This window comes from Stenotrophomonas sp. TWI700 (genome assembly GCF_039673645.1).
In the GTDB taxonomy this organism is placed as follows: Bacteria; Pseudomonadota; Gammaproteobacteria; order Xanthomonadales; family Xanthomonadaceae; genus Stenotrophomonas; species Stenotrophomonas maltophilia_AA.
On the sequence record NZ_JBDJMB010000002.1, the window covers coordinates 147,469 to 164,476 of the forward strand.

17 protein-coding genes are annotated in these 17,008 nt (G+C 67.7%); 5 read left to right on the top strand and 12 right to left on the bottom strand.

Going from position 1 to position 17,008, the window contains the following annotated elements:
- Positions 1-6: 6 nt before the first annotated feature.
- The 3 genes from ABE473_RS02475 to aceB all read right to left on the bottom strand — a co-directional run bounded on the left by ABE473_RS02475 (position 7) and on the right by aceB (position 4,267).
- The gene (locus ABE473_RS02475) at positions 7-1,053 is read right to left on the bottom strand and encodes a GGDEF domain-containing protein (RefSeq protein ID WP_346488368.1); all 1,047 of its coding nucleotides are present in this window, start codon (positions 1,051-1,053) and stop codon (positions 7-9) included.
- Positions 1,054-1,275: 222 nt separating this feature from the next.
- Positions 1,276-2,568: an isocitrate lyase gene (aceA, locus tag ABE473_RS02480; RefSeq protein WP_346488369.1), complete on the bottom strand. Its 1,293-nt coding sequence runs from the start codon at positions 2,566-2,568 to the stop codon at positions 1,276-1,278.
- 52 nt (positions 2,569-2,620) lie between these two features.
- On the bottom strand, positions 2,621-4,267 hold the full coding sequence (gene aceB / locus ABE473_RS02485; protein WP_346488370.1) for a malate synthase A: 1,647 nt from the start codon (positions 4,265-4,267) through the stop codon (positions 2,621-2,623).
- Between the two features lie 108 nt (positions 4,268-4,375).
- Between aceB and ABE473_RS02490 the strand changes: the two genes are divergently transcribed.
- Entirely contained in the window at positions 4,376-5,341 is a 966-nt protein-coding gene (locus tag ABE473_RS02490) for a LysR substrate-binding domain-containing protein (protein WP_346488372.1), read from the top strand.
- A gap of 18 nt (positions 5,342-5,359) precedes the next feature.
- Here ABE473_RS02490 and ABE473_RS02495 read toward each other — a convergent pair whose 3' ends face one another.
- Positions 5,360-5,647, bottom strand: coding sequence for a hypothetical protein (locus ABE473_RS02495; RefSeq protein WP_346488373.1), 288 nt, complete (start codon positions 5,645-5,647; stop codon positions 5,360-5,362).
- An 85-nt stretch (positions 5,648-5,732) separates the two neighbouring features.
- On the opposite strand from ABE473_RS02495, the gene ABE473_RS02500 reads away from it, so the two are divergent.
- Positions 5,733-6,635, top strand: a complete 903-nt coding sequence (locus ABE473_RS02500; RefSeq protein ID WP_346488374.1) for a LysR substrate-binding domain-containing protein — start codon at positions 5,733-5,735, stop codon at positions 6,633-6,635.
- Here the strand turns inward: ABE473_RS02500 and ABE473_RS02505 are convergent.
- Both ABE473_RS02505 and lepB read right to left on the bottom strand, forming a co-directional pair.
- Positions 6,625-7,899, bottom strand: coding sequence for an MFS transporter (locus ABE473_RS02505; protein WP_346488375.1), 1,275 nt, complete (start codon positions 7,897-7,899; stop codon positions 6,625-6,627). The genes ABE473_RS02500 and ABE473_RS02505 overlap by 11 nt on opposite strands.
- A gap of 132 nt (positions 7,900-8,031) precedes the next feature.
- Positions 8,032-8,664 (bottom strand): signal peptidase I, encoded by a 633-nt coding sequence (lepB, locus tag ABE473_RS02510; RefSeq protein ID WP_346488377.1) that lies wholly within the window; start codon positions 8,662-8,664, stop codon positions 8,032-8,034.
- A gap of 178 nt (positions 8,665-8,842) precedes the next feature.
- Between lepB and ABE473_RS02515 the strand changes: the two genes are divergently transcribed.
- Entirely contained in the window at positions 8,843-9,253 is a 411-nt protein-coding gene (locus tag ABE473_RS02515) for a hypothetical protein (protein ID WP_046272279.1), read from the top strand.
- 3 nt (positions 9,254-9,256) lie between these two features.
- The gene (locus ABE473_RS02520; protein ID WP_046272278.1) at positions 9,257-9,706 is read left to right on the top strand and encodes a 3-dehydroquinate dehydratase; all 450 of its coding nucleotides are present in this window, start codon (positions 9,257-9,259) and stop codon (positions 9,704-9,706) included.
- A 112-nt stretch (positions 9,707-9,818) separates the two neighbouring features.
- Here ABE473_RS02520 and dcp read toward each other — a convergent pair whose 3' ends face one another.
- The 3 genes from dcp to arfB all read right to left on the bottom strand — a co-directional run bounded on the left by dcp (position 9,819) and on the right by arfB (position 13,160).
- On the bottom strand, positions 9,819-11,975 hold the full coding sequence (dcp, locus tag ABE473_RS02525) for a peptidyl-dipeptidase Dcp (protein WP_179460526.1): 2,157 nt from the start codon (positions 11,973-11,975) through the stop codon (positions 9,819-9,821).
- 146 nt (positions 11,976-12,121) lie between these two features.
- A complete protein-coding gene (locus tag ABE473_RS02530; RefSeq protein ID WP_346488516.1) occupies positions 12,122-12,682 on the bottom strand; it encodes a lysophospholipid acyltransferase family protein in 561 nt (186 codons plus the stop codon).
- Between the two features lie 46 nt (positions 12,683-12,728).
- Positions 12,729-13,160, bottom strand: coding sequence for an alternative ribosome rescue aminoacyl-tRNA hydrolase ArfB (arfB, locus tag ABE473_RS02535; RefSeq protein ID WP_121044396.1), 432 nt, complete (start codon positions 13,158-13,160; stop codon positions 12,729-12,731).
- A 156-nt stretch (positions 13,161-13,316) separates the two neighbouring features.
- Here arfB and ABE473_RS02540 point away from each other — a divergent pair, with 156 nt between their 5' ends.
- A complete protein-coding gene (locus ABE473_RS02540; protein WP_346478518.1) occupies positions 13,317-13,847 on the top strand; it encodes a DUF2059 domain-containing protein in 531 nt (176 codons plus the stop codon).
- Between the two features lie 44 nt (positions 13,848-13,891).
- Here ABE473_RS02540 and ABE473_RS02545 read toward each other — a convergent pair whose 3' ends face one another.
- Genes ABE473_RS02545 through ABE473_RS02555 form a run of 3 tightly spaced genes read right to left on the bottom strand, consistent with a single transcriptional unit; the run spans position 13,892 to position 16,931 of the window.
- Positions 13,892-14,638 (bottom strand): pseudouridine synthase, encoded by a 747-nt coding sequence (locus tag ABE473_RS02545; RefSeq protein WP_346488378.1) that lies wholly within the window; start codon positions 14,636-14,638, stop codon positions 13,892-13,894.
- Positions 14,635-16,293: a ubiquinone biosynthesis regulatory protein kinase UbiB gene (ubiB, locus tag ABE473_RS02550; RefSeq protein WP_019184870.1), complete on the bottom strand. Its 1,659-nt coding sequence runs from the start codon at positions 16,291-16,293 to the stop codon at positions 14,635-14,637. The genes ABE473_RS02545 and ubiB overlap by 4 nt, the downstream gene beginning before the upstream one ends.
- The gene (locus ABE473_RS02555; protein ID WP_176990214.1) at positions 16,290-16,931 is read right to left on the bottom strand and encodes an SCP2 sterol-binding domain-containing protein; all 642 of its coding nucleotides are present in this window, start codon (positions 16,929-16,931) and stop codon (positions 16,290-16,292) included. Before ABE473_RS02555 ends, ubiB begins: the two co-directional genes overlap by 4 nt.
- Between the last annotated feature and the right edge of the window lie 77 nt (positions 16,932-17,008).

Sequence of the window (17,008 nt, forward strand, 5' to 3'; positions counted from 1 at the left end):
TCCCGATCAGGGTGTGGCGGTCGCTGATCGCGACCAGTGCAATCGGTTGCCGCCCAGCCGTTTGGCCTGGTACAGCGCATTGTCGGCCCGGGCGTACCACTCGCTCCAGTCGGTCCGCGGGTCGATCAGGCAGACGCCGATGCTGACCGGGCACACATGCGGTACGCCGTGGGCGCGGCCGATCAGGCCATGCACCGCGCTGAGGATGAACTCGGCGGCGTGCTGCAGGCTGTCCTGGTCGGCGCTGCGCAGCAGCAGGCAGAATTCGTCGCCGCCCAGCCGGCAGGCGACGTCCGGCTCGGTGGCCACCGAGCGCAGGATGTTGGCCACGCTCTGCAGCACGCGGTCGCCGGCCTGGTGGCCGTGCACGTCGTTGACCTGCTTGAACTGGTCGCAGTCGATCAGCAGCAGGCCCTGCGGCGCGCTGTCTTCCTGGGCACGGCATTCCTGCAGGTACAGCGCCAGACCACGCCGGTTGTGCAGGCCGGTCAGTTCATCGGTGCGTACCAGCTCGCGGGTGTGGGTGAGCTGATGGGTGGTGACGTAGAGATTGTCCAGCGCGGTTTCGAGATCGTGATTGCGGCGGCGCAGCTGGCGGATGAGCACCTGTTCGTTGCTGACCACGCGCATGATCGTGCGGCGCAGGAAGTAGGCCAGCAGACCAGGATCGCGGTCGACCAGGCGCTGGAAATCCTCGTGGTCCAGTTCCAGCACGATGCTGTCCTCGACCGCACGCGCGCCGGCCGTGCGCTGGTGATCGCCGATCAACAGACCCAGCTCGCCGAAGAATTCATGGGGACCGAGCGACTTCACGACGAGGTCTTCGCCGAAGTCCAGTTCGATGCAGCCGCTGACGATCACGTACATCGTGTTGCCGGCGTGGCCGCGGTGGAACAGATGCGTGCCTGAAGGCAGCTTGCGTTGCCGCCCGAACTCGGAGAACAATGCCGACTCGCCAGTGCTCAGGATGGCGTGCACGATCTCAGCCATCGCCTTGCGGTCGATGTCTGATTCCTGTTCGCACATGATCGCCGCCGCACCCTTGCCGGTCATTTCCGAACACCCGCTTTCCAGCGCCCCCTGGTGAGCGATGGAGGATAGCACTCCTCAAAACTGTGCGCCCTATCCCATTTCCGACTTTCAGGCCCCAACATCGTGAAACGGCGCGGCTTCTCCGTGTTTGGCGATGTGAAGAGGGGTCCGGAACACGGAACAGGGCGGCAGGTCCCCCGACCGGCCGCCCTGCGGGCCTTCCCTGGCCTCCCTTCCGGGCTATCAGGCCGCCCGTTCCGCGTTGAACTGCTCCTCCTCGGTGGACCCGCTCAGGGCGGTGGTCGAGGACTGCCCCTGCTGGATCGCCTGGGTGACCGCGTCGAAGTAGCCGGTGCCGACCTCGCGCTGGTGCTTGACCGCCGTGAAGCCCCGGTCGGCGGCGGCGAACTCGGCCTCCTGCAGCTCCACGAAGGCACTCATCTGGCGGCGGGCGTAGCCGTGGGCCAGGTTGAACATCGAGTAGTTCAGGGCGTGGAAGCCGGCCAGGGTGATGAACTGGAACTTGTAGCCGTAGGTGGCGATCTCCTTCTGGAAGGTCGCGATCGTGGCGTCGTCCAGGTTCTTCTTCCAGTTGAAGCTGGGCGAGCAGTTGTAGGCCAGCAGCTTGCCCGGGAACTTGGCGTGGATGGCCTCGGCAAACTTGCGGGCGAACTCCAGGTCCGGCTTGCCGGTCTCGCACCAGATCAGGTCGGCATAGGGCGCGTAGGCGAGGCCGCGGCTGATCGCCTGGTCCAGGCCGTTGCGGGTCTTGTAGAAGCCTTCCACGGTGCGTTCGCCGGTGGTGAACGGCTGGTCGTTGCCATCCACATCGCTGGTCAGCAGGTCGGCGGCCTCGGCATCGGTACGTGCCACCAGCAGGGTCGGCACGCCCATCACGTCGGCGGCCAGGCGCGCGGCGTTGAGCTTTTCGATCGCCTCGCGGGTCGGCACCAGCACCTTGCCGCCCATGTGCCCGCACTTCTTCACCGAGGCCAGCTGGTCCTCGAAGTGGACGCCGGCCGCACCGGCCTCGATCATCGCCTTCATCAGTTCGAAGGCGTTGAGCACGCCGCCGAAACCGGCTTCGGCGTCGGCCACGATCGGCTGCAGGAAGTCGATGTCATCCTTGCCCTCGGCATGGTGCAGCTGATCGGCGCGCAGCAGGGTGTTGTTGATGCGCTTGACCACCGCCGGCACCGAATCGGCCGGGTACAGCGACTGGTCCGGGTACATCTGGCCGGCCAGGTTGGCGTCGGCGGCGACCTGCCAGCCGGACAGGTAGATCGCGTTCAAGCCGGCCTTGACCTGCTGCATGGCCTGGTTGCCGGTCAGCGCACCCAGCGCGTTGACGAAGTCCTTCTCCTGCAGGTACTTCCACAGCTTCTCCGCGCCCAGCCGTGCCAGCGAGTGCTCCACGTGCACGGTGCCGCGCAGGCGCACCACGTCGGCGGCGGTGTAGTTGCGGGTGATCCCGGCCCAGCGCGGGTCGGTGTTCCAAGCGTGCTGGATCTGTTCGGCGGTCTGCAGGGTGCTCATGTCGAATCTCCAAAGGGAACGGATGCGGTAACGGCAGGTGGATGGCGGGGGGTCAGTCGAGACGGTCGTAGGCGGGCAGGGTCAGGAAGTCGGTGAGCGCTTCGCGGCGGCTGAGTTCGGCCAGCAGCGCGATGGACTCGGGGATGCGGGCGGTGCCCGGCAGCGCAGTGGTATCGCCCAGCCGCGCCGGCAACTGGGCCAGGGTGGCATCGAGCAGGGCCAGGTCGATGGCGGTGCCGTCGTCCAGGTGCTGGCCGGGGGTATGCAGCCACTGCCACAGCTGGCTGCGGCTGATCTCGGCGGTGGCCGCGTCTTCCATCAGGTGGTGGATCGGCACGCAGCCGTTGCCGTCCAGCCAGGCGGCCAGGTAGCGCACGCAGACTTCGACGTTGCCCTCGAAACCGGCGCGGGTGATGGTGCCGGTGGGCGCGGCGATCAGGTCGTCGCGGCCGACCTGCACATCGTTGCGCAACACGCGGTGCTGGTTCGGCCCGGGCATGTGTTCGTCGAAGATCGCCTGCGCGACCGGGATCAGCGCGGGGTGGGCGACCCAGGTGCCGTCATGGCCGGCGGTGACTTCGCGCAGCTTGTCCGCCCGCACCCGCGCCATCGCCTGCTCGTTGGCGGCCGCGTCGTGGTTGATCGGAATCTGCGCGGCCATGCCGCCCATCGCATGCGCGCCGCGGCGATGGCAGGTGCGGATCAGCAGCTCCGAATAGGCCTTCAGGAACGGCTGGGTCATCGTCACCTGGCCGCGCTCGGGCAGCACCTTGTCGGCGTGCCGGCGGAAGGTCTTGATGTAGGAAAAAATGTAATCCCAGCGGCCACAGTTCAGGCCGACGATGCGGTCGCGCAGCGCATGCAGGATCTCGTCCATCTCGAACACCGCCGGCAGGGTCTCGATCAGCACCGTGACCTTGATCTGCCCATGCGGCAGGCCGAGCATGCCCTCGATGTGCGACAGCGCGGTCTCCCACAGCGCCGCCTCTTCCATGCTCTGCAGCTTGGGCAGGTAGAAGTACGGCCCACGCTGCCTGCACATCAGCGTGCGGGCGTTGTGGAAGGCGAACACCGCGGCATCGAACAGGCCACCGGCGATCGGTTGGCCATCGATGCGCACGTGCTTCTCATCCAGGTGCCAGCCACGCGGGCGGACAATCAGCACGGCCTGCTCGTTGAACGGGCGCAGGGTGTACTGCTTGCCCGGCTTCCCATCGACGGACGGGCCGGTGTGGGTCAGATCGCCACGCACCGCGCCGATCAGCGCCTGCTGGCCGGCCAGCAGGTTACGCCAGGCCGGGGCGGTGGAATCCTCGAAGTCGGCCATGAACACCTTGGCGCCGGAGTTCAGCGCGTTGATGACCATCTTCGGGTCGGTCGGGCCGGTGATCTCCACCCGGCGGTCCTGCAGCGCTTCCGGCAGCGGGGCGACCTGCCAGTCGCCGCTGCGGATTTCGGCGGTATCAGCACGGAAGTCCGGCAGGCCGCCGCCATCGAAGAAGGCCTGGCGGGCCACCCGTGCCTGCAGCCGGCGATGACGCTCCGGCTCCACCGCCCGGTGCAGCGACACCAGCAGCGCCAGTACCCCCGCCGGCAGCAGCGCGGACTGGCCCGCCAGCTGGGTGGTGAGGGCAATGCCGGGAGTGGCCGGTGCATCGGCGGGGGTGGGCTGGGCGGTGGCGTAAGCGACGGCGGACATGGCGGGCTCCTGCGGTGCGGTTGAGCTCCACCGTGCGCCGCCGTGCCGATATTTGACAAAGCAGTTATTGCAATGGCTTACATAAGATGTGCTTATACTCATGACGCCATGACCACGCCGCGCACGCCAAGCCCCCGGTTTTCCTACAAATCCGACCGGCTCAAGCCGCTGCGGGCGTTCTGCCAGACGGTCCGCCTTGGCTCAGTCTCACGGGCCGCTGAGGCGCTGTTCGTCAGCCAGCCAGCCGTCAGCCAGCAGTTGCAGGCCCTGGAGCGCGAACTCGGGGTCAACCTGTTCGAACGCAGCGGCCGCCGCCTGGTGCCCAGCCGCGAAGGCCAGCTGCTGTATGACATGGCGCTGCCGCTGGTGGAAAACCTGGACGGGCTGGAGGCCAGCTTCCGCGACAAGGTGAAGGGGCTGGATGCCGGCGAGCTCAACATCGCGGCCAACAGCTCGACCATCCTGTACCTGCTGCCGCGCATCGTGGAGCGCTTCCGCCAGCGCCACCCGGATGTCCGCCTGACCCTGCACAACGCGATCAGCGCCGACGGCACCGACCTGCTGCGCAGCGATGCGGCGGACCTGGCGGTGGGCTCGATGACCGACGTGCCGGCCGATCTCAGCTACGCCCCGGCCTATCGCTTCGAGCAGGTGCTGATCGCCCCGCCCGATCATCCGCTGGCGCATGGCGAACTGAGCCTGGAGGCGATCTCGCAGTACCCGCTGGTGCTGCCGCCCAAACGCCAGATCACCTACCGGTTGGTGGACCAGGTGTTCCAGCGGCATCGGCTGCCCTACACCGTGGCGCTGGAGGTCGGCGGCTGGGAAGTGATCAAGCAGTACGTCGCGATGGGCATGGGCATCTCGATCGTGCCGGCGCTCTGTCTCCACGATGCCGACCGCGAAAAGCTGGTGACGCGCTCGATGAGTGCGTGGTTCCCGGAGCGCAGTTATGGAGTGATCGTGCGGCGCGGGCGGTTTCTGTCACCGCAGGCGCGGGCGTTCATCGAGCTGATCCAGCCGGACCTGTTCAGTCCGCGCAGCTATGATGAAAGTGGACATTCGGAGCGGTGAGGCTGTTGCCCGATATCGCTATTGCATGTGGGCGATAGCCAAGAAGGGCTCGAAGGCCGTCTCGAAGTCAGTCGGCGCCAGGTCGTCCCAGGACTCCTGGTAACACGGCTGCCCCGATTGGATCTCCATGATCAGGGCATCGCACTGGCGCGAACGCCAGTACGTGATGGTAGCGGTGAAGCGTGCGCTATCGATGTCCAACGTAGCCGTAGGATTGGCTGTCTGCATACCGAGTTTGGCCGCACCATGACGGCTGGCCCAAGCGACGAATGCATCGAGTGTCCGATCGATGTGGGTGCTGTCCATATGTCTCGTGTCCCTGCCAGCTTGACCGGCGCCATGCTGACCTAAGATAGGGCTGTCGCCTGCGTCCGTCACCTGCCGGTACCCCATGTCCATCGAACTCCGCCACCTGCGCTACTTCCTGGCCGTCGCCGAGACGCTGCACTTCGGCCGCGCGGCCGAGCGGCTGGGGATGTCGCAGCCACCGCTCAGCCAGCAGATCCGTCAGCTGGAAACGCTGCTCGGCGCGCGGTTGTTCCTGCGTGCGAACCGCCGCGTGGAACTCACCGATGCCGGGCGCGTACTGCAGGAACAGGCGCGCGACGTGCTGGCGCGGGTGGAGACCGCGATCGATCTGACCCAGCGCGCGCAGCGCGGGGAAACCGGTGAGCTGCGCATCGGGCTGACCCGGGCGACACCACTGTCCACGCAGATTCCGCGTGCGATCTTCGCCTACCGCCAGCAGTTCCCGCAGGTGCAGTTGAAGCTGCGCGAAATGAACACCCTGCAGCAGATCGATGCGCTGATGGCCGGCGAACTGGATGTCGGGTTGATCCGCAAACGTGCCCTGCCCGCGCCGCTGATGTCACGCAAACTGTTCAGTGATCCGCTGGCGCTGGTGGTGCACGACCAGCATCCGCTGGTGCGTGATCTGCCCACCGATGCGGCGGTGGCGCTGCGGCTGTTCGCGCATGAGCCGTTCGTCGGTTTCCTGCGCGAGGTCGGCGCGGGCATCCACGATCATTTCATCGCGTTGTGCCGCAGCGCCGGCTTCACGCCGCGCATCGTGCAGGAAGCCGGGGAAGCCTCGACGCTGATCAGCCTGGCGGCTTCAGGCCTGGGCGTGACGGTACTGCCCGCCTCGTGCAGCCATATCCAGGTGGACGGGGCGCGCTTCGTCGCGCTCAGTGATCGTGCCGCCAGTTCGGAAGTGCACGTCGCCTGCCGGCGGGGCGCGGCGTCACCGTTGATCGGGCACTTCACCCGTCTGCTGCAGGGTGTCAGCGGCTGAGCGCGAGCGCGGCGGTGCCCGGTTGCACGCGTTGCCCCAGGCGCCAGGCGATCACGCCACCGGCCACGGTCAGTACGCCGACGAAGCCGCACACGCCCAGCCAATCCCAGTGCGTGTAGAACACGCCGCCGAGCACACCGGCCACGCTGGAACCCAAGTAGTAGGCGAACAAGTACAAAGCGGATGCTTCGGCCCGCATCGCACCGGCGCGGCTGCCGACCCAGCTGCTGGCCACCGAGTGACCGCCGAAGAAGCCGAACGTCACCAAGGCAATGCCGGCGGCCATGCAGCCCAGCCACGGCATCGCCAGCAGCACGATGCCCAGCGCGATCAGCCCGTAGCAGATCGCCAGCACGCGGCTGCGGCCATGGCGATTGGCCTGCTGCCCCATCCAGGCCGAGCTGAAGGTGCCGACCAGGTACACGCTGAAGATCAGGCCGACCACGGTCTGGCTGAGGCCGTAGGGCGGCGCCAGCAGGTGGAAACCGAGATAGTTGTAGAGGGTGACGAACACGCCCATCAACACGAAGGCGGTGGCGAACAACCACGGCAGGCCGGGATCGCCGAACAGACTGCGCCAGCGCGCGGGAAGTTCGCGGAGGCCACCACGGCGGCTCTGGAAGTGGCGCGACGGCGGCAGCTGGATCCACAGCAGCACGGTACTGAGCAGCGCGATCAGCGACACCACGCCGATGCCCCAGCGCCAGCCCCAGTGGTCGGCCACGATGCCCGCGATGAGACGACCGCTCATGCCGCCGATCGCATTGCCGCCGATGTACAGACCCATCGCCAGGCCCAGCGCGCGGCTGTCCATTTCTTCGGCGAGGTAGGTCATGCCCACCGCCGGTACGCCACTGAGCGCGATGCCGAGCAGCGTGCGCAGCACCAGCAGCGTGGTCCAGTCCTCCACCATCGCCGTGGCGACGGACAACACGCTGGACGCCAGCAGCGCCGCGACCATCACGCTGCGGCGCCCGATGCGGTCGGAGATCCATCCCGCGATCAGCATGGAGACCGCCAGCAGACCGGTGGTCAGCGACAGGGTCAGCGCACTGTTGGCTGCGGAGACACCGAAGTGGCGACTGAATTCGGGCAGCAGCGGCTGCACCGTGTAGAGCAGCCCGAAGGTGGAGAAGCCGGCCAGGAACAGCGCGGCCGCCGTGCGCCGGAAGGCCGGGGTGCCCTGATGGATCTGGTCGCCGGCCGGCGCTGCGGTGGTGGTCGGGGGGCTGCGGTCGGGGACCGCTGCGGTGTCGCCATTCATGCCGGTAAGGCCCGCGTGGACGGGCCGGAGCGAGGAGTCAGCGCTCAGGATAGGCAGCGCGGACAGGTCGATCCATAACCTGATAGGTCTGGATCGAGACGATCCAGATATCGATTCAGATCGTGGCCGGGATCACAGCGCCTGCCAGGTCAGGCCTTCGCCGCGGCGGTAGTAGACGTGCGAGGCCTTGCCATACAGCGCGCTCGCCTGGACCAGGCCGAAGAAGCGGCCGTCGGCGCTGTTGCCGCGGTGGTCGCCGAGCATCAGCACCTCGCCCGCCGGGACGGTCAGCCCGGTAATGTCGGGCCCGCCGCCCTGGCCCAGATCCAGCTGCGCCAGATGTTGGCCGAAGTCTTCGATTTCGCCGACGCCGGCCTGGGCCAGCGGATGGCCGTTGATGCTCAAGTGGCCGTCGTGCAGCTCGACCCGATCCCCGCCGACCGCCGCGATGCGCTTGATCAGGCGGGTGCCGTCCTGCGGCGAATCGAATACCGCCACGTCACCGCGCTGCGGCTGGCCGGTGTGCAGCAGCTCCACCGAGGTGAACGGCAGGCGCACGCCGTAGGCGCGCATGTCCACCACCACCCGGTCGCCGGGCATCAGCGTGTGCTGCATCGAGCCGCTGGGCACCTGGTAGTGGTTGGCCAAGGTGTCGCGCGCCGCCGCGAGCAGGCCGAGCATCACCAGCAGCGGCAGTGCTTCTTTCTTGAGCCAGCGCAGCAGGCGGTGGTCGGCGGGGGCAGAGGCGGCGGCGGGGGTGTCCATGCGGGCGCTCCAGGGAGTGTGTGGCTGTGACCGGACGGGCGGCGGGCAAGTTCCCTGGCCGGGTCCGAAAAAGCTACGCACTGTTTACGCCGGGCAGGCAGGGTCGGCATCGCGGTTTTACGGGGCGCAGCCGCATCGTGGCGACACCGCGCCGAAGGGCGCTTCGAAGAGACGTTCCATGACCATCCTGCTGATCCGGCATACACCGTCGAACGCCGTGCCGGACGCGTCGCCGCTGCCTGCGCGGGTCGCCGGGCATCGCCTGGCCTGCCGCGACTGCGACTCCCTGCCGGCCCTGGTGCGCTGCCTGCAGCGTGCCCAGCGCAGCCGTCCGGCGCTGGTCCTGATCGCCACCGCGGCGGTCGACGCACCGCAATGGGCCCGTTATGGCCAAGCGCTGCGCACCGCGCTGGAGGACCTGCCGGCGCCGTACATCGAGATGGCCAGCAACGACGACGACGCGCTGGACGAGCACCTGCATCCGCAGCATGCCCCCGCTGCGCGGGTGGTGTGCAGCAGCGGCCGCCAGGATGCGTGTCGCCTGTCGTTGGCGATCGCCGCCCATCGCCTGCAGGCCGTGGAGGGCTGAGCCATGTCGATCTTCATCATCCGTGGGCCGGAAGCGGCCGGGCAGCTGATCCGTACCGCGCAGCCGCTGCCGGCACTCGTCCTGAAATCCCTGGTGCATCGCGCGATCGATGCGGGCACCACGGTGGCGATCCGCGCCTGCGGCTCGGAGCAGGAGCTGCTGGATGCGCTGCGCGTGGCCGATCACAGCCGCGGCGAAGTCACCCTGCTCGATCCCGGTGCGTGCGTGGACAGCGCGCGCCTGCAGCGTCTGCTACCGCATCTGCACAACGCCTACGTGGAAGTGCACGACGACGATGCGCGCGCCCCCGAGGCGTGCCTGCCGGCGGATGTGGGCCAGCGCATCGGCGTGGCGCGCGGGTACTGCGCGCAGAGCTACATGCACGCGCTGGAGATCGCGCTGGATCACCTGGGGTGCAGTGAGATCGCCGAAGGCGTGCACGTAGGGACGTGATGGTGCTGCCGCAACCCAAAAAAACGGCAGGGTTTCCCCTGCCGTTTCCGTTTCAGCGTGTACCGGTGGCAGGCGTACCGACCAACGGTCGGTACCTACCGGGATGCCGCGATTATTTCAGGCCGCGATTGACCAGCAGCGGTTCCACCGACGGATCCTTGCCGCGGAACTCGCGGTACAGATCGGCCAGCTCCACGCTGTTGCCGCGCGAGAGGATCTTGTCGCGGAACACCTGGCCGTTCTCCGGGGTCAGGCCGCCGTTCTCCTTGAACCACTCGAAGGCGTCATGGTCGAGCACTTCGGCCCAGAAGTAGGCGTAGTAGCCGGACGAATACCCGCCACCCCAGATGTGATCGAAGTAGCTGGTGCGGTAGCGCGGCGGCACCTGCGGCAGGTCGACCTTGAACTTCTTCAGCGCAGCCGCTTCAAACGGAGCGACGTCCTGCAGCTTGGCGTCGGCCGGCTGGGTGTGCCAGGCCAGGTCGAGCAGTGCGGCCGAGAGGTACTCGGTGGTCGCATAGCCCTGGTTGAAGGTGCGCGCCTTGAGGATCTTGTCGACCAGCGCCTGCGGCATCGGCTCGCCGGTCTTGTAGTTCTTGGCGTAGTTGGCGAAGACCTTCGGGTCCAGCGCCCAATGCTCGTTGAACTGCGAGGGGAACTCGACGAAGTCGCGCGAGGTGCTGGTACCGGCGATGGACGGGTACTTCACCTTCGAGAACATGCCGTGCAGCGCATGGCCGAACTCATGGAACATCGTGGTCACGTCATCGAAGCTCAGCAGCGCGGGCTGGCCGGCGGCGGGCTTGGTGAAGTTGCACACGTTGTAGACCACCGGCTTGGCACCGGTCAGGCCGTCCTGTTCGACGAACACGTCCATCCAGGCGCCACCGGACTTGCTGTCACGCTTGAAGTAGTCGGTGTAGAACAGGGCCAGCGAGGTGCCGTCCTTGTCGAACACTTCGTAGACCTTCATGTCCGGGTGGTAGGTCGGGATGTCGGTACGCGGCTTGAAGGTGATGCCGTACAGCTGCGTGGCGGCGTAGAAGACGCCGTTCTGCAGCACGTTGTCCATCTCGAAGTACGGCTTGATCTGCGATTCGTCCAGGTCGTACTGCGCCTTGCGCACCTGTTCGGCGTAGAAGTCCCAATCGGAGGCGGCCAGCTTGAAGCCGCCCTTCTGCGCGTCGATCACCTTCTGCATTTCGCTGATCTCACCACGCGCCTTGGCGGTCGCGGCCGGCACGGTGTCGGTCAGCAGCTTGAGCGCGGCGGCCGGGGTCTTGGCCATCTGGTCGGCCAGGCTGTAGGCGGCGTAGTTCTCGAAGCCAAGCAGCTTGGCCTTCTGCGCGCGCAGCTGGGCCAGGCGCTGGATGGTTTCGCGGGTGTCGTTGGCGTCGCCCTTCTCGGCACGGGTTTCCGAGGCCTTGAGCACGGCAGCGCGCTGCTCGCGGTCGCTCAGCGAGCCGAGCACCGGCTGCTGGGTGGTGTTCTGCAGCGGCAGCAGGTACTTGCCCTCGAGGTTGCGGGCCTTGGCATCGGCGGCGGCGGTGTTGATCGCATCCTCGTCCAGGCCGGCCAGCTTGGCCTTGTCATCGACGACCACGGCACCGGCGGCGGTCGCGGCGACCAGGCGGGTGTGGAACTGCGTGGCCAGCGTGGTTTCTTCCACGTTGAGCTTGCGCAGTGAGGCCTTGTCGGCATCGTTCAACTGCGCGCCGGCGCGCACGAACTCCTGATAATCACGCTCGACCAGGCGCTTCTGCACCGGGTCCAGGCCCAGCGCGTCGCGCTGGTCGTAGATGGTCTTGATGCGGGCGAACAGCTTCGGGTCGAGGTTGATCTCGTCCTGGTGCTCGGCCAGCTTCGGGGCGACTTCTTCCTGCACCTTCTGGCGTGCATCGTTGGTGTCGGCCTGGACCAGGCCGAAGAAGATGCGCGACACGCGGGTCAGGGTCTCGCCGCTGCGCTCCAGCGCTTCGATGGTGTTGTCGAAGGTGGCCGGCTCCGGGTTGTCGGCGATCTTGCGGACTTCAGCCAGGTGCTGCTTCATGCCTTCGTTGAAGGCCGGCAGGTAGTCGCTGTCCTTGATCCTGTCGAACGGCGGCGCCTGGAACGGCAGCGTGCTGGCGCTCAACAGCGGGTTGGCGGAGGCATCGGCCGGCTGCTGGGTCGGGGCGGGCTGGGTATCGGTCACGGGGGTGGACTCCTTGCCGGAACAGGCCGCCAGCGCCAGGCTGATGGCAGCGGCCAAAACTACGGTACGCGACATGAAACGGGCTCCTTGGATGAGGGCGCGGGACGGAAAATCCCGCAGCCGATCACCCTACTCCCAAAGCCCGCAGGCGGCATGTGCCGGTCGTGGCGCGTGGCTGTGCGGGCCGTGGGGGCTACCCCGTCCGGCCCGCCCGGCGGCGCTCAGACGGTGCCGCGGGTCTTGCCCTGCCAGGGGCGGTAGTACGCGCGGATCGCGGCCATGTCGGCCACGTCGTTGCCGGTGGGATGGAACAGCGGGCCGATGCCGATGGTCTTTTCCGGGTAGTGGAAATAGGCAGCCAGCACCGGCACGTCGGCCATGCGCGCGATCTTGAGGAACCCGGCCTTCCAGTGCTGCACGGCCTTGCGCGTGCCCTCCGGGGTGATCGCGTACCACAGGCGGTCCGAGCCGCGGATCAGGCTGACCGCCTGCTCGACGGTGCCCTGCGGCGAACTGCGGTCCAGCGGGATGACGCCGAGCCTGCGCAGCAGCGGGCCCAGCGGCCACCAGAACAGCGAGGCCTTGCCCAGCACCTTGACCTGCATGCCCAGCGCGATCTTGGCCGCCATGCCCCAGAAACCGTCCCAGTTGGACGAGTGCGGGGCGATGATGAACACCACTTTGGGTACATCGGGCAGGGTCCCGGTCACTTTCCAGCCGCCCAGGCGAAGCGTGCAGCGGGCCAGCCAGCGGAGGAAGCGGTTCGGTTTGACCTGCGGCATGTTCGGCGGAACCACCGGCAACAACGGACTTCGGTTGTTCAAGCAATCACTCCCAATTGCGTGTGGTGCGCCCGCGCTTGATCTGCGCGCGCCCCTTTTTGGCGTCCAGACGACGCAGTTTCGACCCGTAGGTCGGTTTGGTGGCCACGCGTGCCTTGGGCACGCTCAGCCCCGCCTGGATGAAGGCGGCCAGTCGATCGCGCGCGTCCTCGCGGTTACGGTCCTGGGTTCGGAAACGCTGTGCATCGATGACCAGCACGCCTTCGCCGGTCATGCGCCGGTCGCGGCGGGCCAGCAGGCGCGCGCGCAACGGCTCGGGCAACGAAGGCGAGCCGGCGACGTCGAAGCGCAGTTCGACGGCGGTGGAGACCTTGTTGACGTTCTGGCCACCGGCGCCACTGGCGCGCACGAACCGCTCGACGAGTTCCGTGTCCGGAATCGTCAGGTGCGCGCTGATGGTGACTGGCCCGTTGCCCATGGGCGGCATTGTAAGGGGAGGACCCGCCGGCCGGGGGACTGCAACGTGCGTGGATATCGTCGATAACGTCCTCAATTACGGCCTGATGACGCCATCGCAGGTATTCTCCGCAGTCCACGCAACGCAGGATGCTCCGCCATGTCCCTGATCCGCCCGATGGCCCGCCGCGGCCTGAGCCGCCTCACTTTGGCCCTGGTCCTGGGCCTGGCCGCGATCGCGCCGGCCCTGGCCGCACCGCCCTCGGATGCCGACATCAACCGGCTGCTGGCCGCGTCGCGGGCGCAGAGCATGCTCGATACGATGCTGCCGCAGATCGAGGCGATGCAGCGCCAGCAGTTCCAGCAGGTGGCGCAGCAGCGTCAGCTGGACGCGACGCAGCAGGCGCAGCTGCAGCGGATCGAGCAGCGGACCAGCCAGACGGTGCGCCAGGCGCTGTCCTGGAAGGAGCTGCGGCCGATGTACGTGGATCTGTACAAGCAGACCTTCAGCAAGGAAGACGTGCTGGCGATGGCCGAGTTCTACGAGAGCTCGGCCGGGCAGAGTCTGTTGGACAAGACGCCGGCGCTGATGCAGAACGTGATGGTGGCGATCCAGGCCAAGATGCAGCCGCTGTTCGTGGATCTGCAGAAGGACCTGGAGGCGATCGTGAATGAGCCGGCGCCGGCGGCCGCGCCCGCCAGGAAGTAACCGGTAGGGCCGACCGCTGGTCGGCTATCGCGCGGCATCAGGCGTCAGGCGAGTTCCCAGCCAAACAGATCCATCGCCTTGCGGAACTCGCCGTCCACCGGCGCGCTGATGTCCATCGGCGTGCCATCCGGATGCGGGAAGCGCAGGCGCTCGGCGTGCAGGAGCATGCGGTGGATGCCCTGCATGCGGAAGCTGCGGTTGTGGCGGCCATCGCCGTGGCTGGTGTCGCCGATCAGGTGATGCGAGAGGTGCTTGAGGTGGCGACGGATCTGGCGGAAGCGGCCGGTCTGCGGCTGGCAGCGCAGCAGGGCGTAGCGTGAGGTCTCGAACTCGCCGATCGGTATGGCGATCTCGCCCACGGCGACGCGCTGGAAGTGGGTGATCGCCTGCTTCTTGACCGGTTTGCCGGGGCCGCCATCGAGGTCGTGGTCGACGGTGAAGGCGTCTTCGGCCGGCCAGCCGCGGCAGATCGCGAGGTAATCCTTGGTGACGTCGCCGCCCATCAGCGATTTGCCGAGCACGCTGGCGCTTTCGCGATCGAAGGCGAGCAGCAGGCAGCCGCTGGTGGCGCGGTCCAGGCGGTGGACGAGGAAGATCGGCTTGCCAAGCTGTTCGCGCAGGCGGTCGGCGAGGAAGTCGTCTTCGCCCCGGGCGAGCTTGCTGTCGTGGACCATCAGCCCGGCGGGCTTGTTGACCACGGCAAGCTGGTCGTCCAGGTACAGCAGCTGCAGGGGAGGAAGCGCCGCGGGCGGCTCGGCGAGGGCCTCTGCCTGCAGCTCGAGGGCGCTCATCGGCGCCACCAGGCACTGGCCAGCGAGAACACGCCCGCCGCGCCGGTCACCCAGCTCCACACCGGAGCATCGCCGAAGTACCAGCCGCCCGGCTGCAGGCCATACAGCACCGCGGCGACGATCATCAGGCCGACGCCGGCGATCGCGGCCACCGCGCGCTTCTGCAGTTTCTGCACGCTGACATTCAGCGCCGCCAGATCGCGCGAGCGCATCGACAGTTCGTGGTCGCCTTCCACCTGCTGGCGCAGCCAGGCGTGGACCAGGCGCGGCATGTCCGGCGTATGCGTCATGATCTCGGGCAGGCGCTTGCGCACTTCCTTGAGCACGCGGCGCGGGCTGTAGCGCTCGCGCAGGATGCGTTCCAGCACCGGCCGCGCGACCGCCCAGATGTCCAGCTCGGGATCGAGCTGACGGCCGACGCCTTCGATGTTGAGCAGGGTCTTCTGCAGCAGGATCAGCTGCGGCTGCAACGTGAGCTCGTAGCGCTGGGCCACCCGGAACAGCTTGATCAGCACCTCGGCCAGCGAGATCTGCGACAGCGGGCGGGTGAAATAGGGTTCGCACACCGAACGCGCGGCCGCTTCGAGTTCATCGATGCGCACGTTGTTGGGCATCCAGCCGGCTTCGACATGGAGCGCGGCCATGCGCCGGTAATCCTTGTTGAAGATGGCCATGAAGTTCTCGGCCAGGTAGTACTGATCTTCTTCGGAGAGCTGGCCCATGATGCCGAAGTCCAGCGCGATGAAGCGCGGGTTGTCGCGCCGCGCCGGATCGGTGTCGACCCAGATGTTGCCGGCGTGCGCATCGGCGTGGAAGAAATTGTCGCGGAACACCTGGGTGTAGAACACCCGCACGCCCTTGGCGGCCAGCGCCTTGCGGTCGATGCCGGCCTTGTCCAGCGCGACGATGTCATCCGACGGAATGCCCCACACGCGTTCCAGGGTCAGCGCGCGCTCGGCGGTGTGGCTCCAGATCACTTCCGGTACGTACAGATCGTCCGAGTCGATCCAGTTGCGGCGCAGCACGCTGGCATTGGCGCCTTCGCGCTGCAGGTCCAGTTCGGCGGCCAGGGTGTTCTCGACCTCGGCGACCACTTCGCGCGGGCGGATCTTGTCGGCGCGCGGGTGCGCGCGCTCGATCAGCGCGGCGGCCGACTTCAGCAGCGCGATGTCCGCGTCGATCTGTTTTTCGATGTCCGGGCGCAGCACCTTGACCACCACCTGGCGGCCGTCGGCGAGCGTGGCCGCGTGCACCTGTGCGATCGAGGCCGAGGCGAGCGGCTGCAGGTCGAAGCTGGCGAACGCTTCGCTGACCGGGCGGCCGAGCGCGCGCTCGACGATGGCCTGCGCGGTGGCGCCGTCGAACGGCTTGACCCGGTCCTGCAGCAGGGTGAGTTCGTTGGCCACATCGGCCGGGATCAGGTCACGGCGGGTGGAGAGGATCTGCCCGAACTTGACGAAGATCGGGCCGAGGTCCTGCAGCGCCAGGCGCAGGCGGGCCCCGCGCGACTGTGCGGCGATGTCGGCCGAGGCACGCGGCACGAACGGCTTGGCCAGGCGCAGCCAGCGCTCGGCCGGGGTGCCCTGGAGCAGATCGTCGAGGCGGTAGCGCAGGATGATGCGGCCGATGCGGCTGGCCCGGAAGATCGCCTTCATGCGCCCACCTGCCGCAGGCGCTGCACGCGCACGGCCAAGCGTTCGACGTCATCACGCATCACATCCACATCGTCGTGGAAGGCATCCAGTTCTGCTCGCGGTACCACGTCGCGCGACTCCTCGGTGACAAATTCAGCGGCGCTGTGCGCCAGGTCGGACGCGCCGCGGCGGGCGTGCTGCAGGGCCGAGCGCAGGGCGTTGGCGATCTGCACGCCCATCACCTCGCCGAACACGCGCACGAACGGCTGCTGCCAGTCCGGATCGAAACGCGTCGCCAGCTGCTGCAGGCGGCGGGCCAGCTCGGCATCGCCGGAGACCTTGACCCGCCCGGCCGGCGCATCACCGCCACGGCGTGCGTTGGCCAGGAACGGCAACTGGGCCAGCACCCCGCCCAGCGTGCTGCGCACGGCCAGGTCCGGCTCCTGCTGCGGATCGACCGGACCGACCGTGAGGCGTTCACCGTCCACCCCGATCCGCATCGCCAGCGCGGGCGATTCCAGGGTCAGGGCGATGTGGCGGCCATCCAGCGCGGCCAGCGCGCTGCGGGTGTCCGGGTCCAGCGCCAGCGCGCGGTTGAGCGTGAGCTGCAGCGCATTGCCGGCCAGCGGTTTGAGGGAAGAGAGCAGGGAACGGGCCATCAGCGCATTCTACCGCGCCCCCTTGAACGACGGGCGGCGAGCGCGACGACACAGCAGAGGGTGTTTGCCGGGCACCG

Coding starts and splice junctions, on each gene's coding strand:
- ABE473_RS02475 (WP_346488368.1), bottom strand. CDS start 1,053: ATGACCGGCAAGGGTGCGGCGGCGATCATGTGCGAACAGGAATCAGAC.
- aceA (WP_346488369.1), bottom strand. CDS start 2,568: ATGAGCACCCTGCAGACCGCCGAACAGATCCAGCACGCTTGGAACACC.
- aceB (WP_346488370.1), bottom strand. CDS start 4,267: ATGTCCGCCGTCGCTTACGCCACCGCCCAGCCCACCCCCGCCGATGCA.
- ABE473_RS02490 (WP_346488372.1), top strand. CDS start 4,376: ATGACCACGCCGCGCACGCCAAGCCCCCGGTTTTCCTACAAATCCGAC.
- ABE473_RS02495 (WP_346488373.1), bottom strand. CDS start 5,647: ATGGACAGCACCCACATCGATCGGACACTCGATGCATTCGTCGCTTGG.
- ABE473_RS02500 (WP_346488374.1), top strand. CDS start 5,733: ATGTCCATCGAACTCCGCCACCTGCGCTACTTCCTGGCCGTCGCCGAG.
- ABE473_RS02505 (WP_346488375.1), bottom strand. CDS start 7,899: ATGAATGGCGACACCGCAGCGGTCCCCGACCGCAGCCCCCCGACCACC.
- lepB (WP_346488377.1), bottom strand. CDS start 8,664: ATGGACACCCCCGCCGCCGCCTCTGCCCCCGCCGACCACCGCCTGCTG.
- ABE473_RS02515 (WP_046272279.1), top strand. CDS start 8,843: ATGACCATCCTGCTGATCCGGCATACACCGTCGAACGCCGTGCCGGAC.
- ABE473_RS02520 (WP_046272278.1), top strand. CDS start 9,257: ATGTCGATCTTCATCATCCGTGGGCCGGAAGCGGCCGGGCAGCTGATC.
- dcp (WP_179460526.1), bottom strand. CDS start 11,975: ATGTCGCGTACCGTAGTTTTGGCCGCTGCCATCAGCCTGGCGCTGGCG.
- ABE473_RS02530 (WP_346488516.1), bottom strand. CDS start 12,682: ATGCCGCAGGTCAAACCGAACCGCTTCCTCCGCTGGCTGGCCCGCTGC.
- arfB (WP_121044396.1), bottom strand. CDS start 13,160: ATGGGCAACGGGCCAGTCACCATCAGCGCGCACCTGACGATTCCGGAC.
- ABE473_RS02540 (WP_346478518.1), top strand. CDS start 13,317: ATGGCCCGCCGCGGCCTGAGCCGCCTCACTTTGGCCCTGGTCCTGGGC.
- ABE473_RS02545 (WP_346488378.1), bottom strand. CDS start 14,638: ATGAGCGCCCTCGAGCTGCAGGCAGAGGCCCTCGCCGAGCCGCCCGCG.
- ubiB (WP_019184870.1), bottom strand. CDS start 16,293: ATGAAGGCGATCTTCCGGGCCAGCCGCATCGGCCGCATCATCCTGCGC.
- ABE473_RS02555 (WP_176990214.1), bottom strand. CDS start 16,931: ATGGCCCGTTCCCTGCTCTCTTCCCTCAAACCGCTGGCCGGCAATGCG.